Source organism: Marinoscillum sp. MHG1-6 (assembly GCF_024714475.1).
Classification (GTDB): domain Bacteria; phylum Bacteroidota; class Bacteroidia; order Cytophagales; family Cyclobacteriaceae; genus JAMZMI01.
The window spans coordinates 318,147-341,563 of sequence record NZ_JAMZMI010000002.1; the positions used below are offsets into that span (position 1 = coordinate 318,147).

At 42.3% G+C, this 23,417-nt stretch carries 17 protein-coding genes; 10 read left to right on the plus strand and 7 right to left on the minus strand.

Features of this window, described 5'->3' with window-relative positions; genetic code table 11:
• Window positions 1–363: 363 nt before the first annotated feature.
• The 6 genes from nagB to NXR94_RS05070 all read right to left on the minus strand — a co-directional run bounded on the left by nagB (window position 364) and on the right by NXR94_RS05070 (window position 8,570).
• Complete coding sequence (gene nagB, locus NXR94_RS05045; RefSeq protein WP_258103492.1) at window positions 364–2,328, minus strand: glucosamine-6-phosphate deaminase; 1,965 nt, start codon at window positions 2,326–2,328, stop codon at window positions 364–366.
• 35 nt (window positions 2,329–2,363) lie between these two features.
• On the minus strand, window positions 2,364–3,878 hold the full coding sequence (locus tag NXR94_RS05050) for a sulfatase (RefSeq protein ID WP_258103493.1): 1,515 nt from the start codon (window positions 3,876–3,878) through the stop codon (window positions 2,364–2,366).
• Between the two features lie 32 nt (window positions 3,879–3,910).
• The gene (locus NXR94_RS05055; protein ID WP_258103494.1) at window positions 3,911–5,206 is read right to left on the minus strand and encodes a sugar MFS transporter; all 1,296 of its coding nucleotides are present in this window, start codon (window positions 5,204–5,206) and stop codon (window positions 3,911–3,913) included.
• Window positions 5,207–5,253: 47 nt separating this feature from the next.
• Window positions 5,254–6,177 carry an ROK family protein gene (locus tag NXR94_RS05060; protein ID WP_258103495.1) on the minus strand — a complete coding sequence of 308 codons (924 nt, stop codon included), beginning with the start codon at window positions 6,175–6,177 and terminating at the stop codon, window positions 5,254–5,256.
• Window positions 6,178–6,489: 312 nt separating this feature from the next.
• A complete protein-coding gene (locus tag NXR94_RS05065) occupies window positions 6,490–7,692 on the minus strand; it encodes a polysaccharide lyase (RefSeq protein WP_258103496.1) in 1,203 nt (400 codons plus the stop codon).
• A 233-nt stretch (window positions 7,693–7,925) separates the two neighbouring features.
• Window positions 7,926–8,570: a DUF6503 family protein gene (locus tag NXR94_RS05070; RefSeq protein ID WP_258103497.1), complete on the minus strand. Its 645-nt coding sequence runs from the start codon at window positions 8,568–8,570 to the stop codon at window positions 7,926–7,928.
• Between the two features lie 798 nt (window positions 8,571–9,368).
• Between NXR94_RS05070 and NXR94_RS05075 the strand changes: the two genes are divergently transcribed.
• Window positions 9,369–10,301: a glycosyltransferase domain-containing protein gene (locus tag NXR94_RS05075; RefSeq protein ID WP_258103498.1), complete on the plus strand. Its 933-nt coding sequence runs from the start codon at window positions 9,369–9,371 to the stop codon at window positions 10,299–10,301.
• Between the two features lie 15 nt (window positions 10,302–10,316).
• Window positions 10,317–11,867, plus strand: a complete 1,551-nt coding sequence (locus NXR94_RS05080) for a capsule assembly Wzi family protein (protein WP_258103499.1) — start codon at window positions 10,317–10,319, stop codon at window positions 11,865–11,867.
• Here NXR94_RS05080 and NXR94_RS05085 read toward each other — a convergent pair.
• Complete coding sequence (locus tag NXR94_RS05085; protein WP_258103500.1) at window positions 11,864–12,898, minus strand: GntR family transcriptional regulator; 1,035 nt, start codon at window positions 12,896–12,898, stop codon at window positions 11,864–11,866. The two genes, NXR94_RS05080 and NXR94_RS05085, sit on opposite strands and share 4 nt — an antisense overlap.
• A 143-nt stretch (window positions 12,899–13,041) precedes the next feature.
• Between NXR94_RS05085 and NXR94_RS05090 the strand changes: the two genes are divergently transcribed.
• From NXR94_RS05090 to NXR94_RS05125, 8 genes are all read left to right on the plus strand, one after another.
• Window positions 13,042–15,162 carry a bifunctional aldolase/short-chain dehydrogenase gene (locus NXR94_RS05090; protein ID WP_258103501.1) on the plus strand — a complete coding sequence of 707 codons (2,121 nt, stop codon included), beginning with the start codon at window positions 13,042–13,044 and terminating at the stop codon, window positions 15,160–15,162.
• A 76-nt stretch (window positions 15,163–15,238) separates the two neighbouring features.
• Window positions 15,239–16,513, plus strand: coding sequence for a TIM barrel protein (locus NXR94_RS05095; protein WP_258103502.1), 1,275 nt, complete (start codon window positions 15,239–15,241; stop codon window positions 16,511–16,513).
• Between the two features lie 81 nt (window positions 16,514–16,594).
• On the plus strand, window positions 16,595–17,977 hold the full coding sequence (locus NXR94_RS05100) for an FGGY family carbohydrate kinase (protein ID WP_258103503.1): 1,383 nt from the start codon (window positions 16,595–16,597) through the stop codon (window positions 17,975–17,977).
• Window positions 17,974–19,257 carry a class II aldolase/adducin family protein gene (locus NXR94_RS05105; protein ID WP_258103504.1) on the plus strand — a complete coding sequence of 428 codons (1,284 nt, stop codon included), beginning with the start codon at window positions 17,974–17,976 and terminating at the stop codon, window positions 19,255–19,257. Before NXR94_RS05100 ends, NXR94_RS05105 begins: the two co-directional genes overlap by 4 nt.
• An 8-nt stretch (window positions 19,258–19,265) precedes the next feature.
• Window positions 19,266–20,009, plus strand: coding sequence for a (Fe-S)-binding protein (locus NXR94_RS05110; RefSeq protein ID WP_258103506.1), 744 nt, complete (start codon window positions 19,266–19,268; stop codon window positions 20,007–20,009).
• Window positions 20,006–21,367 (plus strand): lactate utilization protein B, encoded by a 1,362-nt coding sequence (locus NXR94_RS05115; protein ID WP_258103508.1) that lies wholly within the window; start codon window positions 20,006–20,008, stop codon window positions 21,365–21,367. The genes NXR94_RS05110 and NXR94_RS05115 overlap by 4 nt, the downstream gene beginning before the upstream one ends.
• Window positions 21,364–21,930 (plus strand): LUD domain-containing protein, encoded by a 567-nt coding sequence (locus tag NXR94_RS05120; protein ID WP_258103509.1) that lies wholly within the window; start codon window positions 21,364–21,366, stop codon window positions 21,928–21,930. The genes NXR94_RS05115 and NXR94_RS05120 overlap by 4 nt, the downstream gene beginning before the upstream one ends.
• Before the next feature lie 280 nt (window positions 21,931–22,210).
• On the plus strand, window positions 22,211–23,416 hold the full coding sequence (locus NXR94_RS05125) for a pyridoxal phosphate-dependent aminotransferase family protein (protein ID WP_258103510.1): 1,206 nt from the start codon (window positions 22,211–22,213) through the stop codon (window positions 23,414–23,416).
• Window position 23,417: the final 1 nt, after the last annotated feature.

The window sequence follows — 23,417 nt, forward strand, 5'->3', positions numbered from 1 at the left end:
TAAATGCAAAAAATGGTTCCTTTAAAATGCTAATAACAAAGTTTACGATAGCTGATTTACGGTTAATGGTATTTTGTTGCCGGAAGTGACTCCAAAACCTTCAGACCTCTGGCATATAGTCCCTTTGAATATGCTGCGGACTCCTTTGTTTTTTCAGAGCCACAGTTAAGTATTCATTGAAATATCCAGATCAGGGCAATCTGTCAGCATTTGTAAACATCGGTTCTCAACTACTACAACATTTCTGTGATTTGAGCGCTCAGCTCTCGTCTAAAACTTAAGAAAAGGACAATAAATGAAGTAAGCACTTCTCATTCCAAAACGGTAGGTATAACTCTTCACAATTTCTCCTAAATAAATGTTTTAGTCTGTTTCTTCCAGATTAAGCTTCACAAAACCCTCCATAGCCTCATACTCTGCGAGGCCTAGCTTACGGTAGGTGTTTGCTGTGGCTCGATTTCTTGCCTCCGATCGTTCCCAGAACTCTCTGTTGTCGTCTCCTTTAAACATAACAAAGTCTTTTTGGCTTTGATGCTTAAAAATTGTTTTACGCTTCTTCATCAACTCGTCCGGACTGAGTGGCACAGCCATTTCAATTTGATCGACGTTCCACTCCTGCCATGCACCTCGGTACATCCAGACATAGCAATCCCCAAACCATACCTTATCTCTAATAACATCCAAAGCCTGTAGAATAGCATCATAGCAGATGCGATGGGTGCCATGTGGGTCTGCCAAATCCCCTGCCAGGAAAACCTGATGTGGCCTAACCTTTTCCAGAATATCAATGATTGACTTGATATCTTCGTTGGTCAAATTTCGGTTTTGCTTGTTCTGGTAGAAGGGCATGTCCAGAAAATGTACATTTCCCTCTTTGACACCAGAGAACCTTGCACTAGCTTTGGTTTCACCTCTCCTGATTAAACCTTTCATCAGCTTAATACTGGCGCTGTCCTCATCTCCGGATTTCTTTTTATTTAGCATATCCATCATGAGATTGAACTTTTCTTCCAAAATGTCTGACTCCAGCAAAAAGTGCTGGTTGGCATCTTTAAAAAACTGAAGATACCTGATCACATCATCATCAAAAACAGCATTACTTCCGGATGTCTGATTGACGATATGCACCTCATGACCCTGCTCAAGTAACCTCATCACTGTACCACCCATAGAAATGGCATCATCGTCCGGGTGGGGACTGAAAACAACCACTCTTTTGCTAACCGGTAGTGCACGCTCAGGACGATAAGTATCATCAGCGTTCGGTTTTCCTCCTGGCCAGCCAGTAATGGTATGTTGTAACCTGTTGAATACTTTGATATTGATATTGTAAGCCGGTCCATGTTCATCAATCAGGCTACTCATCTCATTCTCAGCATAGTTTTCATCTGTCAGCTTTAAAATCGGCTTACCTAATTTCAAACTAAGCCATATCACGGCCTTTTTGATCTCAGCTTCCGACCAATTGGCGGCACCTACCAGCCAGGGTGTCTTGAACCTTGTAAGCTCCCCCGAGGCTGCTTCGTCCATTACAAAGGTGGTGTTATCATGATGCTGTAAAAAGGTGGACGGAATAAGGTCTGAAACCTCTCCTTCTATGGCTCTTTGACTGATTGAGGCTTTTGATGAACCCCAGGCCATGATGATTACTCTTTTCGCGTTCATGATAGTACCCACTCCCATTGTAATAGCCTTTCGGGGAACATTCTCTACACCGTCAAAAGCCGGACCTGCGTCAGAGATGGTCAGGTGATCCAGGGTGACTCTTCGCGTTCTTGAGTTGACATGCGAACCGGGTTCATTGAACCCAATATGCCCGGTACGGCCAATACCCAGTATCTGAAGGTCGATACCCCCAAGAGATTCAATTTTCTGCTCATAGGCTCGACAGTAATCAACTATCTCCTTTTCAGGCACGATTCCACTTGGAATGTGAATGTTTTCCTCAGGAATATCGATGTTGTCAAACAACTGCTCATGCATAAAGAAATGATAGCTTCGCATGTCGTATGGTTGCAAACCGAAATACTCATCCAAATTGAAAGTATGTACATTTTTAAAGCTTAATCCATCTTCCTTATGTAGGCGAATCAATTCTTTATAAACACTTTTAGGGGTAGACCCTGTTGCTAATCCTAAAACACAAGGCAAACCCTCTTCAGCCTTCGATCTAATCAAATCGCCGATTTCAGCTGCCACATTTTCTGAAGCTTCTACCGGATTTTTGAAAACAACCGTATGAATCTTTTCGAACTGAGTCACTTCATTTGACCCGCATGGCTGATGCTTGAGCACGGATTCCATCGTTGCAATTTTTTGATCTATCATTTTCCTATGATTTAGATTTCTAGTTCTTTCAGTGCTTAATCGATATATGAGTACTCTTCCTCAAGTCCCAAGACCTCAATCGCCTCAAGCCCTGGTCTTGGAGTCTTGTCTCCTTCCATATAGTATTCGGCCGCATCCCAATCAAATTCTGTATCGGTCTCCCGTGGGTCACCAGACTCTTTCAAGTAAGCTGTCAATTGGCTTGACAATTGAGTTTTTATCTCAGCATATTGTTCCTCTTGAGCTACGTTATTCATCTCATAGGGATCTTCCGAAATAATGTACAGCTCCTCTTTTGGCCTTTTTGAAAAAGCCAGTTCAAACAAAGGTTTAATCTGATTATCTTCCTGATTTTCCAACATATAGAATTTGGTAGGTGCAGGATATTGTAGCATATGCGCATCCACATCTCCATATAATGGGGGATCCCCCGCTGGCCATCTGTTGTCTTCGTAGTTTCGGATATAGAGGTAATCATTGGTTCTGATCGCTCTACCTGGATATCCAGCGCCATCTTTCCTCACAAAAGCATGTCGCTCACGGGCTGTCACCACAAAATCTCTTTCAGAATCAATTATTCCATTTTTTTCAGAGGTCAGGATTGGAACCAGGCTTTTTGCATTCATCACTTCCGGTATTTCCACTCCGGCCAGTTCCAAAAATGTTGGTGCAAAATCATTTAACGTAACAAAATCTTCTACTTCTCTGTTTCCCGGAAAATGTTCCGGCCATGAAATAATCAAAGGTATTTTGGTTCCAAAATCATAGAGATTCGCCAGCCCGCGCGGCATTTGCCAGCCGTTATCGCTACAAACTATAATGATCGTATTCTCCAACTGACCCATTTCCTCAATCAGGGCAATGTAAGAAGCTACCTCTCTATCGAAAAGTTGAATCTCGTTATAGTAGTCAGCAATATCCTTTCGCACTTCTTCCGTATCCGGTAGATAAGGAGGCACTTCTATGCTGGCCAGATCAATTCCTGACTTTTTCCATCCATCTTTTCTGAAAGGTCTGTGAGGGTCACGGCTACTGTACCAGTAGGTCCATGATTGCCCTTTTTCTATTTCATTGTAAAACTCTTCAAAGGAGCCATACCTCTCACCTCCAGGGTTATTTTCCCATCCGTTTTCTTCAGCCTTTCCCGGCCCCCAACCTTTACCTTCTATACCAACGTGATAGCCTGCTTCTTCCAGCAACTTTGTATAAACCGGCACCTGTGGGAATCCTCCCCATAGATTTGCTGCTTCACCCAATCGCCAGGTGTCCTGGCCAGTAAGCATAGATGCTCGTGCCGGAGAACAAGAAGGTGACGCACAATAGGCATTATTAAATTTAATCCCTTCAGACGCCAGCTTGTCTATGTTTGGCGTTTTTAAAACCTTGTCCCCATACACTCCAAGATGGTTCCACGAGTGATTGTCAGACATCAGGATCAAAAAATTTGGCTTTTTATCATACGTACCCTCTTTCTCCGGTGTGCTACAGCTGGTTACCAGTACCACAAAAACCCATAGAGGTATTGCAATGTAGTTTTTAAAACTTGTCATGATATTTCGATTTTGTTCGGTCGTATTCAAACTCAATTAATTGTTTCGTACTCTATTGTTTCTTCCTGTTGGACCTCCTCATTGGAGGTTGTCTTCCCTCCTCCTATGGTCTTATTTTTAATGAGTGGATTTGCCCATATGGCTATACTGAAGATATAAGCCAAGGTGAAGTAGTTAAACAACATGCCTCCTTTCAGACCAAACACATCTCCCAGACCTCCAACAATAAATGGTGCAACGGCACCTCCTACAATGCCCGTACATAGTATACCTGCCACGGATCCATGATGGTCTTTTAATGAATTGAGGGCCAGTGAAAATATGATTGACCACATCACTGAGGCAAAAAATCCAACTGCCGGAAATGCGACAAGAGCAATATGAGCAGGACCAAACAGGGCCATGGTAAGGGAGACAAAAGCCAGTGTACTGAAAACCAATAGCACCCTTTTGCTGTCTATAAATTTCAGAAGTACCAGGCCGAGGAAACAGCCTACTGTCAGTGAACCCCAAAAATTACCCACGGTAGCCGCTCCTTTAGTGTCCGGGTCTATCCCGTGATAGGTATCCAAAAACTGGGAAATCCAGAATGATACCCCTTGCTCAAATCCAACATAGCAAAAAATACCGATGAAGAACAACACGACCGTTTTATTGGCAAACAGTTCTTTATACACCGACCACTCTCCTGTTTTTTCATCCTCATTAAGTTCTACCTTAGGGAATTTAAGAAGTGCAATGATGACAACCATTGTCAACGCAATGGCCCCAAAAACCCAATAGATAGATACCCAGTTCATCTGATGCGGAACAAGCATATTTAGCAGATCAATAACCCCGGAGTTGCTTGCTCTTCCGACATTCTCCACCAGATAGGAAAAAAGGTACGGTCCCGCCACGCCAGCGGCCCCGAAAAACAACTGTCCAAGAACAGAGTTGAATGCAAAATGCTCCTCTCCTCCAGCTTGTCTCAGAAGTGGGTTAATCGCCACTTGTAACATCGCCATGCCACTTCCGATCAGGAAAAGAGAGAACAAAAACACTATAAAAACTGGAAACAACGCAAATGTGAATGCGCCCAAAGTGGCTAAACCAAAGGCCACCAGCATGATTTTCTTTTCCCGGTATTTCTCAACCAGCATCCCGGAGGGGATGGACATAATACCATAGGCAGAAAAAAAGGCCAGCGTCATAAAACCTAAGGAAGAAAATTCCAGATGAAAGGTCTCTTTGATTGCCGGGTTCAAGGCTCCCAAAATATTCGTCAGGAATGATATGACAAAGAAGACCAGTAGCACTAACCCAACTAATAATACCCTTCTATTCATGGTTGTAAAATCTTTAGTTTTGAACAATACTTTTATCTAATGTTGCATTAATAAACCTTTGAATTTGTCTGACTCAAAGAATATAGCGCTGCTCCAATCAGCCCTGCCCGGTTACCGAGTTTTGCCCGTTTCAGTTGCAATCCTTCGCAAGATTTCCCTATGGCATATTGATGGATTGTTTCCTCAATCTTATGAATGAAAACTTCACCGGCCTCCACAATACCTCCTCCGAGTATGATCGCCTGAGGATTAAACACGTTCACATACCCGCTAATGCCCAATCCAACATAATGAGCCCATTCGTGGACAATTTCTTTAGCCAGGGGTTCTCCTTTACGATACTGGTCAATAATGTACTCCCCATTTAACTGGTGCGGTCCCGGTTTCACATGGTGCTTAAACGCATTGACAAGCGCTTCAGTGGAAGCTATATCCTCCCAGTATTTCACTTCACCCTTGACAACCATAGGAAACACTCCTAACTCACCTCCAAAGCCGTAATGTCCACTAAAAATCTTACCATTGAGAATCATTGCCCCACCTATACCTGTACCCAGGGTAAAGAACAATAGCGTTTTATAAGTTTCTTCCAGGATACCCTGCTCTCCTATAGCCATCATCTCAGCATCATTCGCCACGATCACGGGTAAGTTCAAACCAAAAGCCAGGCGTTGAGACAAGGGTGCCCCAACAAGGTTTTGGACGTTTGGAGCTCCGTCAACTATAACACCTGTCGTATCAGTCAAGCCGGGAGCACCTATTCCTATGGATTCAATTTCCAACTCCAGCTCGTCGGCCTTGAGGTAAGCGGAAGTAGCAATTTTTAGCAACCTATTTAGTGCTTCTTCCTGTGGCAGATCAGAGCGCGTTTCTACCTGAGACTCCCAATATAAGTTTCCGAGAGGACCAACTAAACCAAATTTGATTGAGGTACCTCCAATGTCTATACCGATTGCCGCAGTCTTTTTCATCTAAGGTTACTGAAATAGGTGAATGAAAACATTGTAATCTGTTGCAGTAAGTATGCGCTCATACCTGAATGATTTAAAATCGTCACAAATTCTACTATCGCAAACCTAGGTCTGATGTCATCAAGTGTGCATGTATCAATGTTACCGATCCAAAAGACAAATGATACATTTGGTGTTTTAGCGACAGAAAACAAGGATTTTTAGCGATCCAATGTGTGGCTTGCTGCTCCGTATGACAATTCAGAAAAGACCGTATCAGGTTACTGATGGGGCGTTGAGAGAGTATCAAATAATTACAACTGATGTCTATTGTTAATCTATTTTGGTTTGTCTGAAGTCACCTACACGTACCTCTAACCCATTGGGGCCGGGCACATACAACCCGTATTTGAAATAGGTACCATGCTCGTCGTTATTGCCTATGTAGCCTGTCCAATCAGCTTTCAGCTCTCCATTCATGTATAGCCTGACAAAGCCTTCGTCCAATACCCCACTTCCATCCTCAGCAAAATTGGACCACTTCACAATGAGTTTCATATCGATCCATTCTTCCATAGGAAGTTCATCCATCACCTGAGACCAGATACCGTAAACGGTGTTATTTCCTAGTGGACTGGTTGCAGATTCTGGCATATTAGGAGGATAAATATGAACACGATCCCTCGAGTCCATGGTCACTCTTGGGCGATCTAATCGACAAATCAAATATAGGTATCCATTTTTCACTTGTAGTGACATGGGTGGATAGCCACCAGCATCTAGTGAATATCCGTTTACAGCATCATCACTCTTATTATAGCCAGTTGGGCCATTAAAATACATAACAGATAGATAGTCTCTTAAGAATTCATCCTCTGGAACTTTGATGGTATCACCCTCCGGTGTAACAATAGTTGTCCTATCTGGCATGCCGTGCCACTGCGTGATGATACCCTTCATATCCTTCAATACCTCTGGTAGATACAAACCATATTCATACATCCAGGTCTCGCCCTTTTTTGCTTCACCTTTTCCGAAATGATACAAAGATTTCAAAGCAATCTGATCTTCTATGTCCTGCTGAGTCAGCCCGGCTTCATCAAGATCTTCCTGTGTTACAAACACATTTTGTAACTCCACACGTGTCTTTGAGTTATCAACCATCTTGAAGCGATAGCTGGGTTTGCCATTGTACAACATTTGTGGATCCCGCCAAATCTCAAAACCCTCGGCCTTCGGAGAGCCAATAGGAATCATGTTGCAATCAACGATTTTGGAAGTTGGTATAATGTCTCCTTGAGCCCAATAGTCGTATAGGATTCTGTATGGTTCTGTTGAGCTTATCGGATCAACGCATGGAATCCGATATGTCGAAGATGAATGTGAGGAATCCGGTTCATTGTCGAGACCTGGTTCATTGTTGGGGTCCAGAATTTCATTTTTGTTAACGACAAGATCAGTATCTGAGCGTTGGCATGAACAGGCCATCGTAAAAGCAATAAGGATAAATACAGTGGCAATGGACTTGTTTTTCATTTTTTCTTCAATATGGGCTAGTCAAAAGAGTATCTCATCACTTTGAGGCAACCTGCCTCAACGTAAATACTACTCATTCTCATGAGTCAAAACTAAATGACCAAAATGACCGTGATAAGTTACGAGTGATACCCATTTAGGGACAAATGATAAGTCATTCGAATATGTACGGCACAAAAGATCTCCAAACCATCCTCGGATGAGTTACAAAATAGCTTCGCCTGGTTGCTCGATCAAGAATTCAGTTTGGCACTCTTTGGCTTCTCGAAGAAAAGCGAATCAATCATATCTGGCTCTATTCTGACCTGTTCAAATTGCACCTCAGAACGCTGGTTTCCGACTTTTCCGTCTGAATACTCGAACCAGCGAATGACTTTGGGTAAGACAAGTGAATTAACCGTTTGCCATTGATCATACTGTATCAACTTAAACCGGTCGCTGGTTTGTTGAGTTTTGAATGTGAAAGTGTACATCAGCCATTTCATCTGGTAGGTATCGGGTTCGTAAAAAATGATATAATTATCCTTGGGAGAATCGCCAACCCCGGCATCATATGAGACTTTAATTGCGTTGTACTGTTTACCCAATATTGTTTTGGTTTCAAGCTCCTCGTAGTAGATCCCCGGATCACCAAAAACAAAAGGCATAGCAAAGAAATAAAAATATAGATTATAGTAATACTGAGCATTCGGAACATCAGCTGTGTCCGGGCTTACCCAAACCTGTTCTCCATCAAACCCGATAATATGCTCCCCATTTGAGAGCCTAACTTTTCTGTCCGCTAGCGAAATAACATGTTTCTCACTCCTCACCTCAAAATACAGGCTATTCATGGTCTTCCACTGATCATAGCCACCATGAACATCGAATATTTTCATCAAGTCATCTGGATAATTTGGTGATGAAAAAGATTTTTCATTTTTTCTTGTACATGAATACAATGCTAAGATTAAAACATTGGTATATAGAATACTTCTAATTATTGATAACTTCATTTTATTCAAATAGCATGGATATTAACAGAACTATAATTTTATGATTTGCACAATACTAGGACACCTTAATTACAAGAATAAATTCATGATGTTACTATTTTGGAGGTCAAATGATAAATTCATTTAAGGCAATAAATATTAGTTTGGAAGTGTACAATCCGGTGAACAGTTTTAAAATCAATTTATAAATCTATTACTTAGAGAAAGAGTGCAAATCCAGACTACGCGTCCCGGTCACCCCGAGAAGAAAGTAGTACCCGTAAGTAGACTTACGAGTTTTTTATTTTCATGTGAACAGATGAAAATAAAAAATGCATGAGCGAAGCGAATGAGTTTTACTTTCGGAATTTTCCGGTAATCTGGATCAACGCCAGGTAATCCAGACTATTCTCTTTTACATAGGAGACATTAGCCAGCGACAACATCCCAGACTTTCTGAATTTACTCCCTAAATCCTTGAATTAGCCACCCCAGTTCGAATCCAGACTGCGTGTCCCGGACTACGCATCCCGGACTAGGCCTACCGGCAACACAACTTCCCTGAATACAACTTCAAGATTTTGCTTTTTCCTTTGATGGATTGGTCCTTTTCATAAACCCTATTTGGTAAATACCCCTTAGCCATAAATCCAGTAAGTCACTTATTCCAAAAAGAAAGGCATCTTTGCACCTCATCTGATCATGCAAGAGCTAAGCGTACTTACATTCACCGATAAGCCCTTACCCAAAACCAATAAACTGGTTCAAAGCTGCGACAAGAATGGTCTATCCCTGGATATCATTTCTCCGGAAGGGCCCTGGAAAGTAAATGCCCAAAAAATCAAGCTCCTCAATGACCACATCAGCGATCATCCTGATGAACTCGTGATTTTAGTTGTGGATGCCTTTGATATTTATATCAATGCACAGGCACAGGAAATATTGGACACATTTACTGCCTTTGAATGCGATATTGTCTTTGCTGCCGAAGCCAATTTCTATTTTAGAAATCCCAAACTGAAAGGATTCTACCTTAAAAACTACCCTGCATCCCCCACCCTTTATCGGTTTCTTAATTCCGGAACTTTTATCGGTACCGTTGGTGCCATTAAAAAGATGCTCGATGAGATCATGAGGAACAATCATCTTGATCCCACAGACATGGACTCGTTCATCCCAGTGCGATCAGACCAGTATCTATACGGGAAGTTCTTTGTCGACCAATCTATTAAAAACAGTTCCGAGCTCAAATTGAAGCTCGACTATCAACATTCATTAATGGAAGTCGCCGGTGGCAGAATGAGACTCATCAGGTTGCCCCACCTATCCAGACTCCATGCATTTAATTGCTATAAGATCGAGCGATTTTTGGTTAAGCTTCTGGGATTAAATCTCTATCAAAACTGCCTCATTGATATTCAATATGACTCTAAATCGGAGGTTTTTAGGAATAGGGTGACCGGAACTAAACCTTCGATCATCCACATTCCTGGCTCATGGCAATTCTTTGATGAGGTGTTGATGAGACTGATGAATCCGAAACAGCGTTTTCAACCCATTAGAATCCTTACGATTCCAATCGCAGTGCTTTCCTATTTAGTTTCTTTCTTTGTGCCGGTTAAGATTAATTACTGATCTCCTTATATCTATATGAGAAATAAAATAAGTCTTCTTATATCCTTTTTGCTAATCGGATTTTATTCTCAGGCACAAGTGTTTGTTCCCGGCAGTCACTTTGAGCATACCAAACGACTTGAAGAACTAAAAAAGGATTCACTTCCCTATCTCACTATACAACCTTCTATAAGGTATGAGTCAGAAGGCTTTTCATTGATTGCTCCTCTATCCCAAACATCATTAAACACCAGCTATGCGAGAAGCTACAATGATGGCCCTGTGTGGAAAGGAAAAGGACTCACTCAAGAATTACACGCCGGTTTTCAGTATAAAAAAGGACTTTTCAGCGCGACAATCTATCCGGTCATATTTGCATCACAAAATGCTTCCTATCCTTTAGCAAGTGTTAACCCAAATCAAAACCCCTACAATTATCAATTCGGGCTCTCCCCTAAATTTGACTTTGTCCAGCGCTATGGAAATTCAGGCTTTATCTACGCCCATCCGGGTCAAAGTGAAATCTCCTTTGGAAATGATCACTTTAGAATAGCCGCTTCAACTCAAAATTTCACCTTAGGGCCTGCTGCTTATAATGGCATCATGATGAGCAACTCGGCTCCCGGATTTCCCCATTTGATGATCGGAACGCCTCAAAAAATCAATCTAAAACTCAAGAATATTGAGCTCGGAAAACTGGAAGCAAATGTGTTTTATGGGTTGCTCAAAGAATCAGACTATTACGATTCTATCAAATCCAATGATCAGCGATTCATTACCGGGCTGTCTTTGGGTTACGAAGTGCCATATATAGATGGATTGACCATTGGCTTGAACAGGGTCATGTACAAAAACACAGAGTATTTTGAGTCGCGAAACCTGTATGCTCTTTTTAGAAATGATGAGAACAAAACCAATTTGCTAGGTGACACCCTATCCCTTGCGAACGATGCTTTTGACCAGCTTGCTTCAGTGTTCATTGAATGGAAATTGCCGGCTGAGGACCTGAGGTTATATTTCGAGTTTGCCAGAAATGATTTTGGAGGCTCTTTCAGACAAACCTTATTAGAAATTGAGCACAGTCGTGCCTATACGCTTGGGCTTGCTAAGGTTTTTTTCACGAAATCAGGGAAGGACTTATATATGGCATTTGAACATACCTATCTGCCCCGCTACGATTCATATAATTACAGGCCCACCCCTGCTTTTTATACTCATGGAATGAATCTTCATGGCTATACTAATGATGGTCAGTTGTTGGGAGCCGGGATTGGTCCAGGATCGGTATCTGATTACTTCGAATTGACCCGATATAGCTCAAATGAAAAAGCTGGATTTTCTCTACAGAGGATTCGATTTGATGAGGACTACTATATCGCTCGCGTCAAACCCAATGACTTCTCAAAAGTCCTTCGACATGAACTTGAACTGACCCTTGGACTCCATTATGCCAGGCAAACGGGAAGATGGCTATGGGGCATCGATTCAAAATTCAGCTACAGATTCAACATGTATTATGAGAAGAAAAACGACAAGATGAATCTCTATTCAAATGCGTTTGTGAGCTTCCTGATCAATCAGGATTAAAGCGAGTTTCGCTGAATAAACCGAAAGTCATTTTTACATTCGACGGCCTCATTTGAGGTGATACATTTGGCCGCTAAAGACCCCATTTTAACGAAATCTGTCGTAATCACTGAGATCCCTTCTGCCAGCACCTCCTTCAGTAAGGTATCATTATATGATAAGATACCAATATCCTTGCCCAGACTAAGCCCTGAACTTCTCTGAAGCTTAATTAAAGCCACCAGATCAGATTCCTCAATAAGTATATAAGCTGAATTAGCCTTTATTTCATGATGCTCATTAAGCTCATTGAGAATCTCATGCTTCTTGTTATTAAAGCCGCAGTAACGCCTAAACCCTACAACAATTTCTTTAGGATAAGGATAGTCCCCATTCTCAGGGAAAACCATTACCAGCTTGTCATATTTATTTAGAAACTCAGAGGCCTCCACCATAGCATCATAGATATCCAGCTTGAAATCCTGATAGATGATGCTACCATAGTGGTCAACACCCTCAATCTGATTATCAAGTAGGATGATCTTTTCTTTTGGGATCATCTTGAGCAATTTATTCAGATCGAAAGGCTCAAAATCCGTAAAATGAGGCATAATCACATAGTAAGAATAACCTTTCAAATGCTCGGTCAAAATGCGCTCAAAAGTCTCATAGTCATAGTGATAGACAAAGAAGTCAATATTAGCCTTCCCCTCTAACTCCCTTGATATGGCATTAAATATCTCCTTCTTATAGGCGCTGAGTTTATTAAATAGAATCAGCACGTTCACTTTCGATGTCGGGGTGGAATTTCGCACATAATAACCCTTTCCTTTTACCGACTCTATTACTCCCCGATCTTTTAGCTCGTTATACGCCTTTTCAACGGTATCCCTCGCCAGGTAATAATCAAAGCTCAACTTATTAATAGATGGCAGTTTTTGTCCATATTTAATATGTCCCGTTTCGATCTTATTAATTACGCTGAAAACAATCTGCTTGTACTTGGGAGTGCTGGATTCGTCGCTGATTTCGAGGGAAATAGATCCTTCCATACTTGTGGTCTGATGCTGTTTTGGATACTTATCTACGCAAATCTATTCAAAATGCTTCGGTATAGTACAGGATGGTAATCATCACCAATCATCTCAATTTAGCAAAACTAAATTGAAACTAATCTCAATAACTATTATAAGAAATGTCGCAAGTAACAACATTTAAATACGTCGATTACCTATGGGACGAGGCGAAGGCAGCGGAACTGGCAGGAGACGAAATTGCATTGTTCATTTACAGATCCAATATCCTTGGTGCTGACTTGAGAATCACCAACTATGGAGGTGGTAACACTAGCGTAAAGTTAAATCTTCCTGATCCACTGACTAAGGAGGAAACCGAAATTATGTATGTTAAAGGATCTGGTGGAGACATTGGGACTTTAACCAAAGGTGGATGTGCCGGTTTGTATGTTGACAAATTAAGAGCTCTTAAGAATGTTTACCGAGGTATCGAACACGAGGATGAAATGGTTGAATTGTTTAATCACTGCATTTATGACCTTAACTCTAAGGCCCCTTCAATTGACACTCCTCTTCATGCTTTACTCCCATATAAGCATATCGATCACCTTCACCCGGATGCGGCTATTGCTATTGCTGCCTCTAAAGAAGGTGAGCAAATCATGAAAGAAATTTACGGTGAGGATTTTGCCTGGATTCCATGGCAAAAGCCTGGATTCGATCTTTCACTTCAGTTGGAAGAAGCAATCACAAAGAATCCAAACCTGAAAGGATTATACCTGGGCGGTCACGGTCTATTTACCTGGGGTGAGACTTCATATGAATGTTATATCAACTCTCTTGAAACTATCGAGAAGGCATCAGCTTACTTAGAGGCTAACTATGGTAAAAAAGGCCCTGTTTTCGGAGGTCAGAAAGTTGAGTCTTTGGCTCCTGAATTGAGAGCAGCTCAGGCTTCAACTATCGCACCTATCCTTAGAGGTCTGTGTTCATCAAATCAGAGAATGGTTGGCCACTTTAGCGATGATGCAAGAATTCTTGAGTTTGCCAACAGCAACGATGTTGAAAGACTTGCTAAACTAGGAACAAGCTGCCCTGACCACTTCTTAAGAACTAAAATTTGTCCTTTAGTATTAGACCTTGATAAAGGTGCTGATCTGTCTGATGCTGCTGCTATCGTTGAAACTATCAAAGGACAGTGGGAAGAGTACCGGGAGTACTACAATAAATATTACAACGACTGCAAGAGAGACAACTCTCCAGCCATCAGAGACAACAATCCGGTTGTGATCATCTGGCCTGGAGTAGGTATGTTCTCTTTCGCTAAAAATAAACAGACAGCAAGGGTAGCGAACGAATTCTACCTGAATGCTATCAACGTAATGAAGGGTGCCGAAGCGGTATCTGAGTACGTAGCATTGCCCCTTCAGGAGGCTTTCGATATCGAGTACTGGTTGCTAGAAGAGGCTAAGCTTCAGAGAATGCCAAAAGAACAGTCATTATCCAGGAAAGTGGCTTTGATCTCTGGTTCTGGTGGTGGTATCGGTTTGGAAATCGCTAAGAAGTTCGTTCAAAATGGTGCTTGTGTAATCGTCACAGATATCGATGAAGAAAGAGTGAAAGCAGCTCATAAAACCTTCGCTCGAGATACAGCGGCATGGGCCGTTATGGATGTGACTTCAATGGACTCAATCAAAGCTGCTTTTAAGAAAGCATGCCTTGAGTTTGGAGGCGTAGATATCATCGTTAATAATGCTGGTATCGCTACTTCAAAATCTCTTGAAGCGACTACTGAGAAAGATTGGGATTTACTACATGATATTTTAGTAAAAGGAACCTTTGCTGCTTCTCAGGCAGGTGTAGAAATCATCAGAGCCCAAAACCTTGGCGGTGGTGATCTTGGTGGTGACATTGTAAACATCGTTTCTAAAAACTCCATCGTTTCAGGTCCTAACAACTTAGGTTACGGATCTGCCAAAGCAGCTCAGGCACACATGACAAGATTGTTGGCGGCTGAGCTTGGTGGTGACAAAATCAGAGTAAACACGGTTAATCCGGATGCCGTAATCAAAGGAAGTAATATCTGGGCCGGCGGATGGGCCGCAGGTCGAGCTAAGGCTTATGGTATCACAGTTGATGAACTTCCAGCATATTATGCTAAGAGAACTTTATTGAATGCTATCCTTGAAGGTGAGGACATGGCTAAAGCAGCGCTGGCATTTGTAGATGGAACTTTATCTAAGAGTACTGGAAACATACTCAACGTTGACGGTGGTGTTGCTGCCGCTTTCGTTAGATAATCTTTATTTTTATTTCACTAATAAGTCTCCCTTTATGCCTGGGGGGCTTATTTTTTACCCCTTTTAATGCGTAGCCATGATAACATCAGAAGAGATTCAAGAACATAACATTGCTCATAATGTAACTCATAAACGGGCTTTCACTCATATTGCACACCAGCTAGCCGATAAAGGTATCCTGGTGGAAGAAATTATAAAATCCCTGAACAATTTCCAGGTAGCCATCCCAAGTTGGGCATTAGGTACAGGGGGAACGCGATTCGGAAGATTCCCAGGTGGTGGAGAACCAAGATCACTCGAAGAAAAAATTGCTGATGTAGGTCTTCTTCATCAACTCAATGCTTCCAGTGGTGCTATCAGTTTGCATATTCCATGGGACATTCCTGATAATGCCAATGCGATCAAGGCTTTAGCTGCGCAATACAACCTAAAGTTTGATGCAGTAAACTCTAATACTTTTCAGGATCAGCCAGATGCCGAACACTCCTACAAATTTGGTTCTCTTTGCCACGTTGATAAGGCGGTACGTAATCAGGCCATCGCTCATAACAAAGAAGTAATTGATTACGGGGTTGAGCTTGGATCTAAATCTCTAACGGTTTGGTTGGCAGATGGATCGACTTTCCCGGGTCAGCACAATTTCAGAGAAGCGTTGATGCGTACTCAGGACTCACTTGCTCAGATATACAGCCATCTACCGGATGACTGGACCATGCTGGTGGAGTACAAACCTTATGAGCCAAACTTCTACTCAATGGTGATCCCTGATTGGGGGACTTCCCACTTACTCGCAAGTAGCCTTGGAGAGAAAGCATTGAGTCTTGTAGATCTTGGACATCACTTGCCAAATACAAACATCGAGCAGATCGTCGCCATCTTAATGATGCAAAACAAGCTTGGTGGTTTCCACTTCAATGACAGCAAATACGGTGATGATGATTTGACGGTTGGTAGCTTGAAACCTTATCAACTGTTCCTGATCTTCAATGAGTTGGTTGACGGTATGAAAAACACCAAAAACCCTGAGCTCTCATGGATGATTGACGCAAGTCACAATCTTAAGGATCCATTGGAAGACCTTCTTCAGTCTGTTGATGCCATCAAAATAGCCTATGCTCAGGCACTCACCATTGATCGAGCTGCATTAAAAGAAGCACAGGAAAATTGTGATGTGGCCGCAGCTCAGTCGATCTTACAAGATGCATTTAGAACAGATGTGCGATCCATCGTAGCAGAATCACGAGCTCAAAACGGAGGAGCACTTGATCCAATTGGTGCCTATCGCCACGTGAATGTCAGAAAAAGATTGATACAGGAAAGAGGTGAAGTAACCGTCTCAACCGGATTATAAAATTAGGTGAAGTCAACTTCGGTTGGCTTCACATTCCATCCAAAAACGGGCTGATTAAATCAGTCTGATTGATAACACGGAATGAAACAAGCAGTTAACGCGGTTTTTGATATAGGTAAAACCAATAAGAAGTTCTTTCTATTCGATGAGAACCTAACGGAAATATCTCACGAGTACATTCGATTTGACGAAATACCGGATGATGACGGATTCCTCTCCGAAAATTTACCGAAGCTGGTCGAATGGATGAAAGATTGTGTAGACAGACTCACGAAGGACGAACGCTACGATCTCAAAACACTGAATTTTTCTACTTACGGAGCATCTCTGGTACATCTGGATAGTGATGGTAACCAAGTTCTACCTTTTTACAACTATCTAAAACCTATTGATCAAAGTGTGCTAGACTGCTTTTTTAAGTCTTACGGTCCACAGGATCAATTCGCGTCTGACACTTCCAGCCCGATCATGGGATTGCTTAATTCAGGCTTTCAGTTTTACTACCTAAAAAAGCAAAAGCCTGAAACATTCAAAAAGGTTGCTGCTTCATTGCACTTCCCTCAATACCTCAGCTACTTGTTTACAGGTAAAAAAGTGGCCGACTATACAAGTATTGGTTGCCATACAGCCATGTGGGACTTTCATAATAACAAGTACCATCATTGGCTTGAGAGAGAGGAAGTAGGTCACCTTCTACCCGAACAGGTCGAGAGCAGCACCATATCCAGAGTCAATATTAACGGTCACCAGGTAAAGGTCGGAGTCGGTGTTCATGACAGTTCCTCGGCCCTTGTCCCTTATATCAACACTAATAACGATCCCTTTGTATTGGTTTCAACAGGTACCTGGAGTATCTGCATGAACTTCTTCAATGAGGCTGAGCTTACCATCGAAGAATTGCATCAGGATTGCCTCAATTTCATAGGCATAAAAGGCACCTCAGTAAAAGCCTCCCGTCTGTTTTTGGGAAAACATCTCAGCAATCAGGCAAAGCTCCTGAGCGACTATTTCCAAATTGATTATCAAACCTATAAAGGGATCAAATGGCAGGACTTCTCACTTGGTAAAAAAACATCCAAAGAGCAGTTGCTTTTCGATCATAGCATTCTTGGCCCTGAAAGGTTTGGCTTTATAAATAACGATCAGCAAGACCTCGGGATCTTTGATGATTACCAGGATGCCTATTTCCATTTAATGGATGAACTCACCGACCTGCAGGTAGCCTCTCTCAAGTTAGCTATAGGAAAAAGTGAGATCAAAAAGATATTTATTGACGGTGGATTCAGTTCCAGCGAAGTGTTTGTACAACTGCTGGCAAACAAGCTACCGGATTACGAAATTTATTCAACTTCCTTCGCGCTTGGAACAGCACTGGGGGCAGCATTGTTGGTGAATTACCGAACGCTTCCCGAAAACTTCATGAAGGAAAACTATAAGATCAAAAAACACTCCCCAATATTATGAACTTAGAGCTGCTTCATCCGAAAAACCGCATTGCCCTGATCATGGATTTGATCTATAAAAATGGCATGACCACCACTTCCGGTGGAAATATTTCTATCAAGGATGAAGATGGCAACATCTGGATCACTCCTGCGGGATATGATAAAGGTATTCTGACGCCTAAAGATATTGTCTGTGTGAGAGCAGATGGTTCAGTCGAGGGCATTCACCGTCCTTCTTCTGAATTTCCGTTTCACAAAGCCATTTACGAATTCCGCCCTGACATAAGAGCGGTTATTCATGCCCACCCTCCTGCCCTGGTTTCATTTAGTATTGTTCGCCAGATTCCAGATACCAAGGTCATTCCTCAAACAAGGATCTTCTGTGGCCCTGTTGGCTATGCTCCCTACAAACTCCCCGGTAGTGATGAGCTGGGACAAAGTATTGCAAATATTTTCAAGGAGAACTACAACTCCGTGATCATGGAAAACCATGGAACGGTTGTGGGCGGTAGCAATCTATTCAAAGCCTTTCAGCGGTTCGAAACATTAGAGTTCTGTGCTCGCTCTATTATTAATTCTCAAAAACTCGGCGGACATAAGATACTTGAAGATGCGCAGATCAAAACCTTCGAGGACCAGCACATTGAACTTCCGGAAGCCGAAGAAACCATTTACACCACGGATGAAAAACTGATCCGCAACGAAATCTATACTTACGTAAAAAGAGCCTGTGAACAAAACCTGATGATCAGTAGCCACGGAACTGTCTCAATGCGCTGGCGTGGGGATGACTTCCTCATTACACCAACGAGTCTAAACAGACGGTTCATTGGACATACTGACATCGTTCAGATTAAGAATGGCACGCGTGAAAAAGGGAAACTTCCAAGCCGCGCGGTTCAATTGCATCAGGAAATCTATAAAAATAACCCAGATATCAATTGTATCATTAATACCCAGCCTCCAGGAGTAATGGCGTTTGGTATCTCTCATCAGATGTTCGAAACCCGAACTATTCCGGAAAGCTACATTCTTCTGAAGGACATCCCATTTATTGAATTCGGGGATCATCTCAACGGCAACCTGACCATTCCAAAGCTACTCTCTAAGGAAACCCCTATTGTCATTATTAAAAATGATAGTGTTGTGGTGACAGGTAAGACCATGCTGGAAACCTTCGATAGACTGGAAGTTGCTGAATTTAGTGCGCAATCGTTAATCGAGAGTAAAATGATTGGTAATCTTGTAGCCATCGGTCAGGATGAGATTACCGAACTGACCAATAAATTTTTAAAATAAAAGGACGAATGACCAAAGTTGCCCTTTTCATCCCATGCTATGTGGACCAGTTTTATCCTCAGGTGGGCATTGCCACACTTGAGTTACTGGAAAAGCTAGGCTGCGAGGTAGAATACCCTATGAATCAGACTTGTTGCGGTCAGCCTACTGCCAATTCAGGCTACGCTCACCAAAACAAGGAAATAGACGACCTGTTTATTAAGAATTTTTCCGGGTATGACTACATTGTATGCCCTTCCGGAAGCTGTTCTCTTCACGTGAAAGATCATTTGCATTCTGATTCAAATGAAAAAGAAGCCCAGCAGATCAGATCAAAGACCTACGAACTTGTGGAGTTTCTTCATGATGTCCTAAAGGTTGACACACTGAAGACAACATTCCCTTATAAGGTAGGTCTGCATGCTTCCTGTCATGGACTGAGAGGCCTGAAACTAGGAAGTTCAACGGAAAGAAACATCCCCCCGTTCAACAAAACTGCCGAGTTGCTGTCGAAGGTAGAGAACATCCAGTTAGTTGATCTTGATCAGCCCACAGAATGCTGTGGATTCGGAGGCACTTTCGCAGTGTTAGAAGAAGCCCTGTCTGTGAAGATGGGAAAGGACCGTATTAAAGATCATGTGAAGCACGAGGCACAGGTGATCGCAGGAAATGACATGAGCTGCCTCATGCATATGGAGGGTATCATTAACCGTGACGGCCTCCCGATCAAAGTAAAACATGTTGCAGAAATTCTTAACGGAACGACCCTATGAGCCACGCCAAACTGACTGAAGAATTCCTCAAAAACGAACCCAAGACAGACTGGCACAACGAAACGCTCTGGTGGGTACGTAGCAAACGAGACGTTTCCTCTAAGGGAATTCCCGAATGGGAAGAGCTAAGATCACTCGCCTCTCAAATCAAGGATAATGTACTCTCCAACATTGGCAACTATCTCCAGGAATTTGAAAAAAATGCACTTGCCAATGGCGTACATGTACATTGGGCTGAAGATGGCAAGGAACATAACCGCATTGTTCAATCGATCATTGAAAAGCACAACGCTCAGCGTATTGTCAAAAGCAAGTCTATACTTACAGAAGAATGCCACCTCAACCAACACCTCGAAAGCAATGGCTTCGATGTCGTGGATACTGACCTGGGCGAACGTATTGTCCAGTTTGCCAAGCAACCACCAAGTCATATTGTGTTGCCGGCCATCCACATGAAACGTGAAGAGGTATCGGAGTTGTTCCATGAGCACATTCAAACCGAAAAGGGTAACAGCGATCCACAATACTTAACAGAGGCAGCCAGAAACCACCTAAGGGAAAAATTTCTCAAAGCAGATATCGCCATTACCGGCGTCAACTTTGGAATTGCTGAAACCGGAGGATTTGTGGTTTGCACCAATGAAGGCAATGCCGATATGGGCGTCCACCTTGCTCCGGTACACATCGCCTGCATGGGGATCGAGAAGCTGATACCAAAATTTGAGCATTTAGGAGTGTTCACGCGCCTGCTGGCCAGAAGCGCTACCGGACAGGCTATAACCAATTATACGAGTCATTTCCACCAACCAAGACCAGATCAGGAGATGCACATTATCCTGGTTGATAATGGTCGCACGAAACAACTGGCAAGGGAAAAGTTCAGAAACAGCTTAAAATGCATTCGGTGTGGTGCTTGTATGAACACCTGCCCTATTTACCGAAGAAGTGGTGGTTACAGTTATGATGCTACCGTACCAGGACCCATTGGGTCTATACTTTCTCCGGGTTTTGACCTGAAAAAGCATAAGTCCCTTCCCTTCGCTTCTACCCTGTGCGGATCATGCTCGGATGTTTGCCCGGTAAAGATCAATATCCACGAGCAGCTATACGAATGGCGCCAGGTCATTGCCGAAAATGGGCTGGACGATATGCCTAAGCGATTTTCAATGAATATTGCAAGGAAAGTACTCTCTTCACCGAAAGTGTATTTCACCTTAGGGAAAATCGCCAGAAAGTCTTTGAGTATTCTCCCTAAATCACTCATCAACAATCCACTTAATGCCTGGGGAAAACAGAGAGACCTTCCTAATCCTCCGAAAGAAAGCTTCAAGGAGTGGTATAAAAAAAACAGATCATGAGCAGCAAGGAAAACATCCTAAAGAGAATTTCGGACCTGGACCTTCAACCTGCCAGGCTTCCTGAAATCCCTCAGTTTGAAGGATTCGATAATCTAATCGATACCATTACCAAAACATTAGAAGGAAGTCATGTAAAAGTGACTTCTGTCAAAGGGAACCTGATTGATAGCATCAAACAGGAAATTTCTGAATATGAATATGTGGTGTCAGCTGTTAAGGGGATTGATAGCACCATGAACGAGGAGGACCTCAAATCAAAAGATTCACTCAATAAGGTGGAGGCCATGATTATCAACGGAAAGGTTGGAGTTGCCGAAAATGGCGCCATTTGGGTCCCTGAATCGAATATGAGCCAGCGAATACTCCCATTTATCACCCTTCATCTGTTCGTTGTGATCCAAAAAGAAAGTATCGTTAGCAACATGCATGAAGCCTACTCCAAAATATCCGAGATTCCGGGATTCGGTCTTTTCGTAGCAGGACCCTCCAAAACCGCCGACATTGAGCAATCGTTGGTAGTGGGTGCACATGGTCCAAAAAGGATGACAGTTTTTATCGTTTAACAAATTAATTGAAGGTTTTTCTTTGACCACTCAACAGTCAAAGAACTAGCCTCTCAACTAAGAAAAACGAATATTCATTTAGAAATTCATAAAATTTTCCTTCATTTAAAGAAAATTTACAAAGGAAGTAGATGCGTACTGAAAGCAACATTCTCTTAATACAATAAGAAAATGTATATTTGCATCTATTCTAAAAATTAAGGATTTAGTAGAATTTCAAGCTTGGGTTTTTAAGCTTATAAGATAGAAATCCGGGTAAGATTGGATCACTTTTCAGTACATGAGTAGCATATTAAAGGACAAATTCTCAAGCTATAGAGAACCGCAATACTTCCAAAGCAAGGATATCTATCCTTTCTTTAGGGAAATAGAATCCGAACAAGGAACGGAGGTTATTGTTAAAGGCAAGAAAGCCTTGATGTTTGGTTCAAATAGCTACTTAGGACTGACCACCCATCCTAAAATCAAAGAAGCGGCCATTAACGCTATCAAAAAATATGGTAGTAGCGTCGCCGGATCAAGGTTCCTTAATGGTACTACCGACCTTCACATCGAGTTAGAGCACAGATTAGCAAAATTCCTCAAGAGAGAGGCTGTACTGCTTTTTAGCACAGGATTTCAGGTAAATATTGGTACGATCCCAACGATTACCGGAAAAGACGATGTCATCTTCCTGGATAGATTGAATCATGCCTCTATCATTGAAGGAGCACGTCTGTCTCAGGCAAGATCTGTGATGTATCGTCATAACGATATGGAATCATTGGAGCATAAACTGAAGCTTTCAGCTGATGCTAAAATGAAGCTAATCGTGGTAGATGGGATTTTCAGCATGGAAGGTGATATTGTTAAGCTTCCTGAGATCGTACAATTAGCTAAAAAATATAACGCCGTAGTGATGACGGACTGTGCACACGCGATTGGAGTAATCGGTGATCATGGTTCAGGTACCCCATCACATTTTGGCCTGGATAAAGAAGTTGACCTTATTGGAGGAACATTCAGTAAGTCACTAGCTTCTCTAGGTGGTTTTATTGGCGCTGATGCCGATACCATCAATTTCATGAAGCACCATAGTCGTTCATTGATCTTCAGTGCGGCACTTACACCTGCATCTGCCGCTTCTGCACTTGCGGCTTTAGATATTATTGAGTCAGATGACTCATTGAGATTAAACCTGTTAGCTAACACCGATCACGCAATCGCTCGATTCAAAGATCTTGGATTTGATACCGGTGCAACAGAGTCTCCTATTATCCCTCTTTATATCAGGGACAATCCGAAGACTTATCAGTTGACAATGACTTTGTTGGAGAAAGGAATCTTTGTAAACCCGGTAGTGGCACCTGCAGTATCTCCGGAAGATACATTGATCAGGTTCTCGTTGATGGCTTCTCACACTAAAGACCAGATCGACAAAGCAATTGACATCATTTACCAAACGGTAAAAGAGCTGAACATCTCATTGGCTATCAAAGCAGCCTAAG

Bases quoted from the DNA above. Each gene is read 5' to 3' on its own strand.
- NXR94_RS05125 (WP_258103510.1), top strand. From the start codon at position 22,211: ATGAGTAGCATATTAAAGGACAAATTCTCAAGCTATAGAGAACCGCAA.
- NXR94_RS05110 (WP_258103506.1), top strand. From the start codon at position 19,266: ATGACCAAAGTTGCCCTTTTCATCCCATGCTATGTGGACCAGTTTTAT.
- NXR94_RS05100 (WP_258103503.1), top strand. From the start codon at position 16,595: ATGAAACAAGCAGTTAACGCGGTTTTTGATATAGGTAAAACCAATAAG.
- NXR94_RS05095 (WP_258103502.1), top strand. From the start codon at position 15,239: ATGATAACATCAGAAGAGATTCAAGAACATAACATTGCTCATAATGTA.
- NXR94_RS05085 (WP_258103500.1), bottom strand. From the start codon at position 12,898: ATGGAAGGATCTATTTCCCTCGAAATCAGCGACGAATCCAGCACTCCC.
- NXR94_RS05080 (WP_258103499.1), top strand. From the start codon at position 10,317: ATGAGAAATAAAATAAGTCTTCTTATATCCTTTTTGCTAATCGGATTT.
- nagB (WP_258103492.1), bottom strand. From the start codon at position 2,328: ATGATAGATCAAAAAATTGCAACGATGGAATCCGTGCTCAAGCATCAG.
- NXR94_RS05120 (WP_258103509.1), top strand. From the start codon at position 21,364: ATGAGCAGCAAGGAAAACATCCTAAAGAGAATTTCGGACCTGGACCTT.
- NXR94_RS05055 (WP_258103494.1), bottom strand. From the start codon at position 5,206: ATGAATAGAAGGGTATTATTAGTTGGGTTAGTGCTACTGGTCTTCTTT.
- NXR94_RS05050 (WP_258103493.1), bottom strand. From the start codon at position 3,878: ATGACAAGTTTTAAAAACTACATTGCAATACCTCTATGGGTTTTTGTG.
- NXR94_RS05060 (WP_258103495.1), bottom strand. From the start codon at position 6,177: ATGAAAAAGACTGCGGCAATCGGTATAGACATTGGAGGTACCTCAATC.
- NXR94_RS05070 (WP_258103497.1), bottom strand. From the start codon at position 8,570: ATGAAAATATTCGATGTTCATGGTGGCTATGATCAGTGGAAGACCATG.
- NXR94_RS05115 (WP_258103508.1), top strand. From the start codon at position 20,006: ATGAGCCACGCCAAACTGACTGAAGAATTCCTCAAAAACGAACCCAAG.
- NXR94_RS05075 (WP_258103498.1), top strand. From the start codon at position 9,369: ATGCAAGAGCTAAGCGTACTTACATTCACCGATAAGCCCTTACCCAAA.
- NXR94_RS05090 (WP_258103501.1), top strand. From the start codon at position 13,042: ATGTCGCAAGTAACAACATTTAAATACGTCGATTACCTATGGGACGAG.
- NXR94_RS05065 (WP_258103496.1), bottom strand. From the start codon at position 7,692: ATGAAAAACAAGTCCATTGCCACTGTATTTATCCTTATTGCTTTTACG.
- NXR94_RS05105 (WP_258103504.1), top strand. From the start codon at position 17,974: ATGAACTTAGAGCTGCTTCATCCGAAAAACCGCATTGCCCTGATCATG.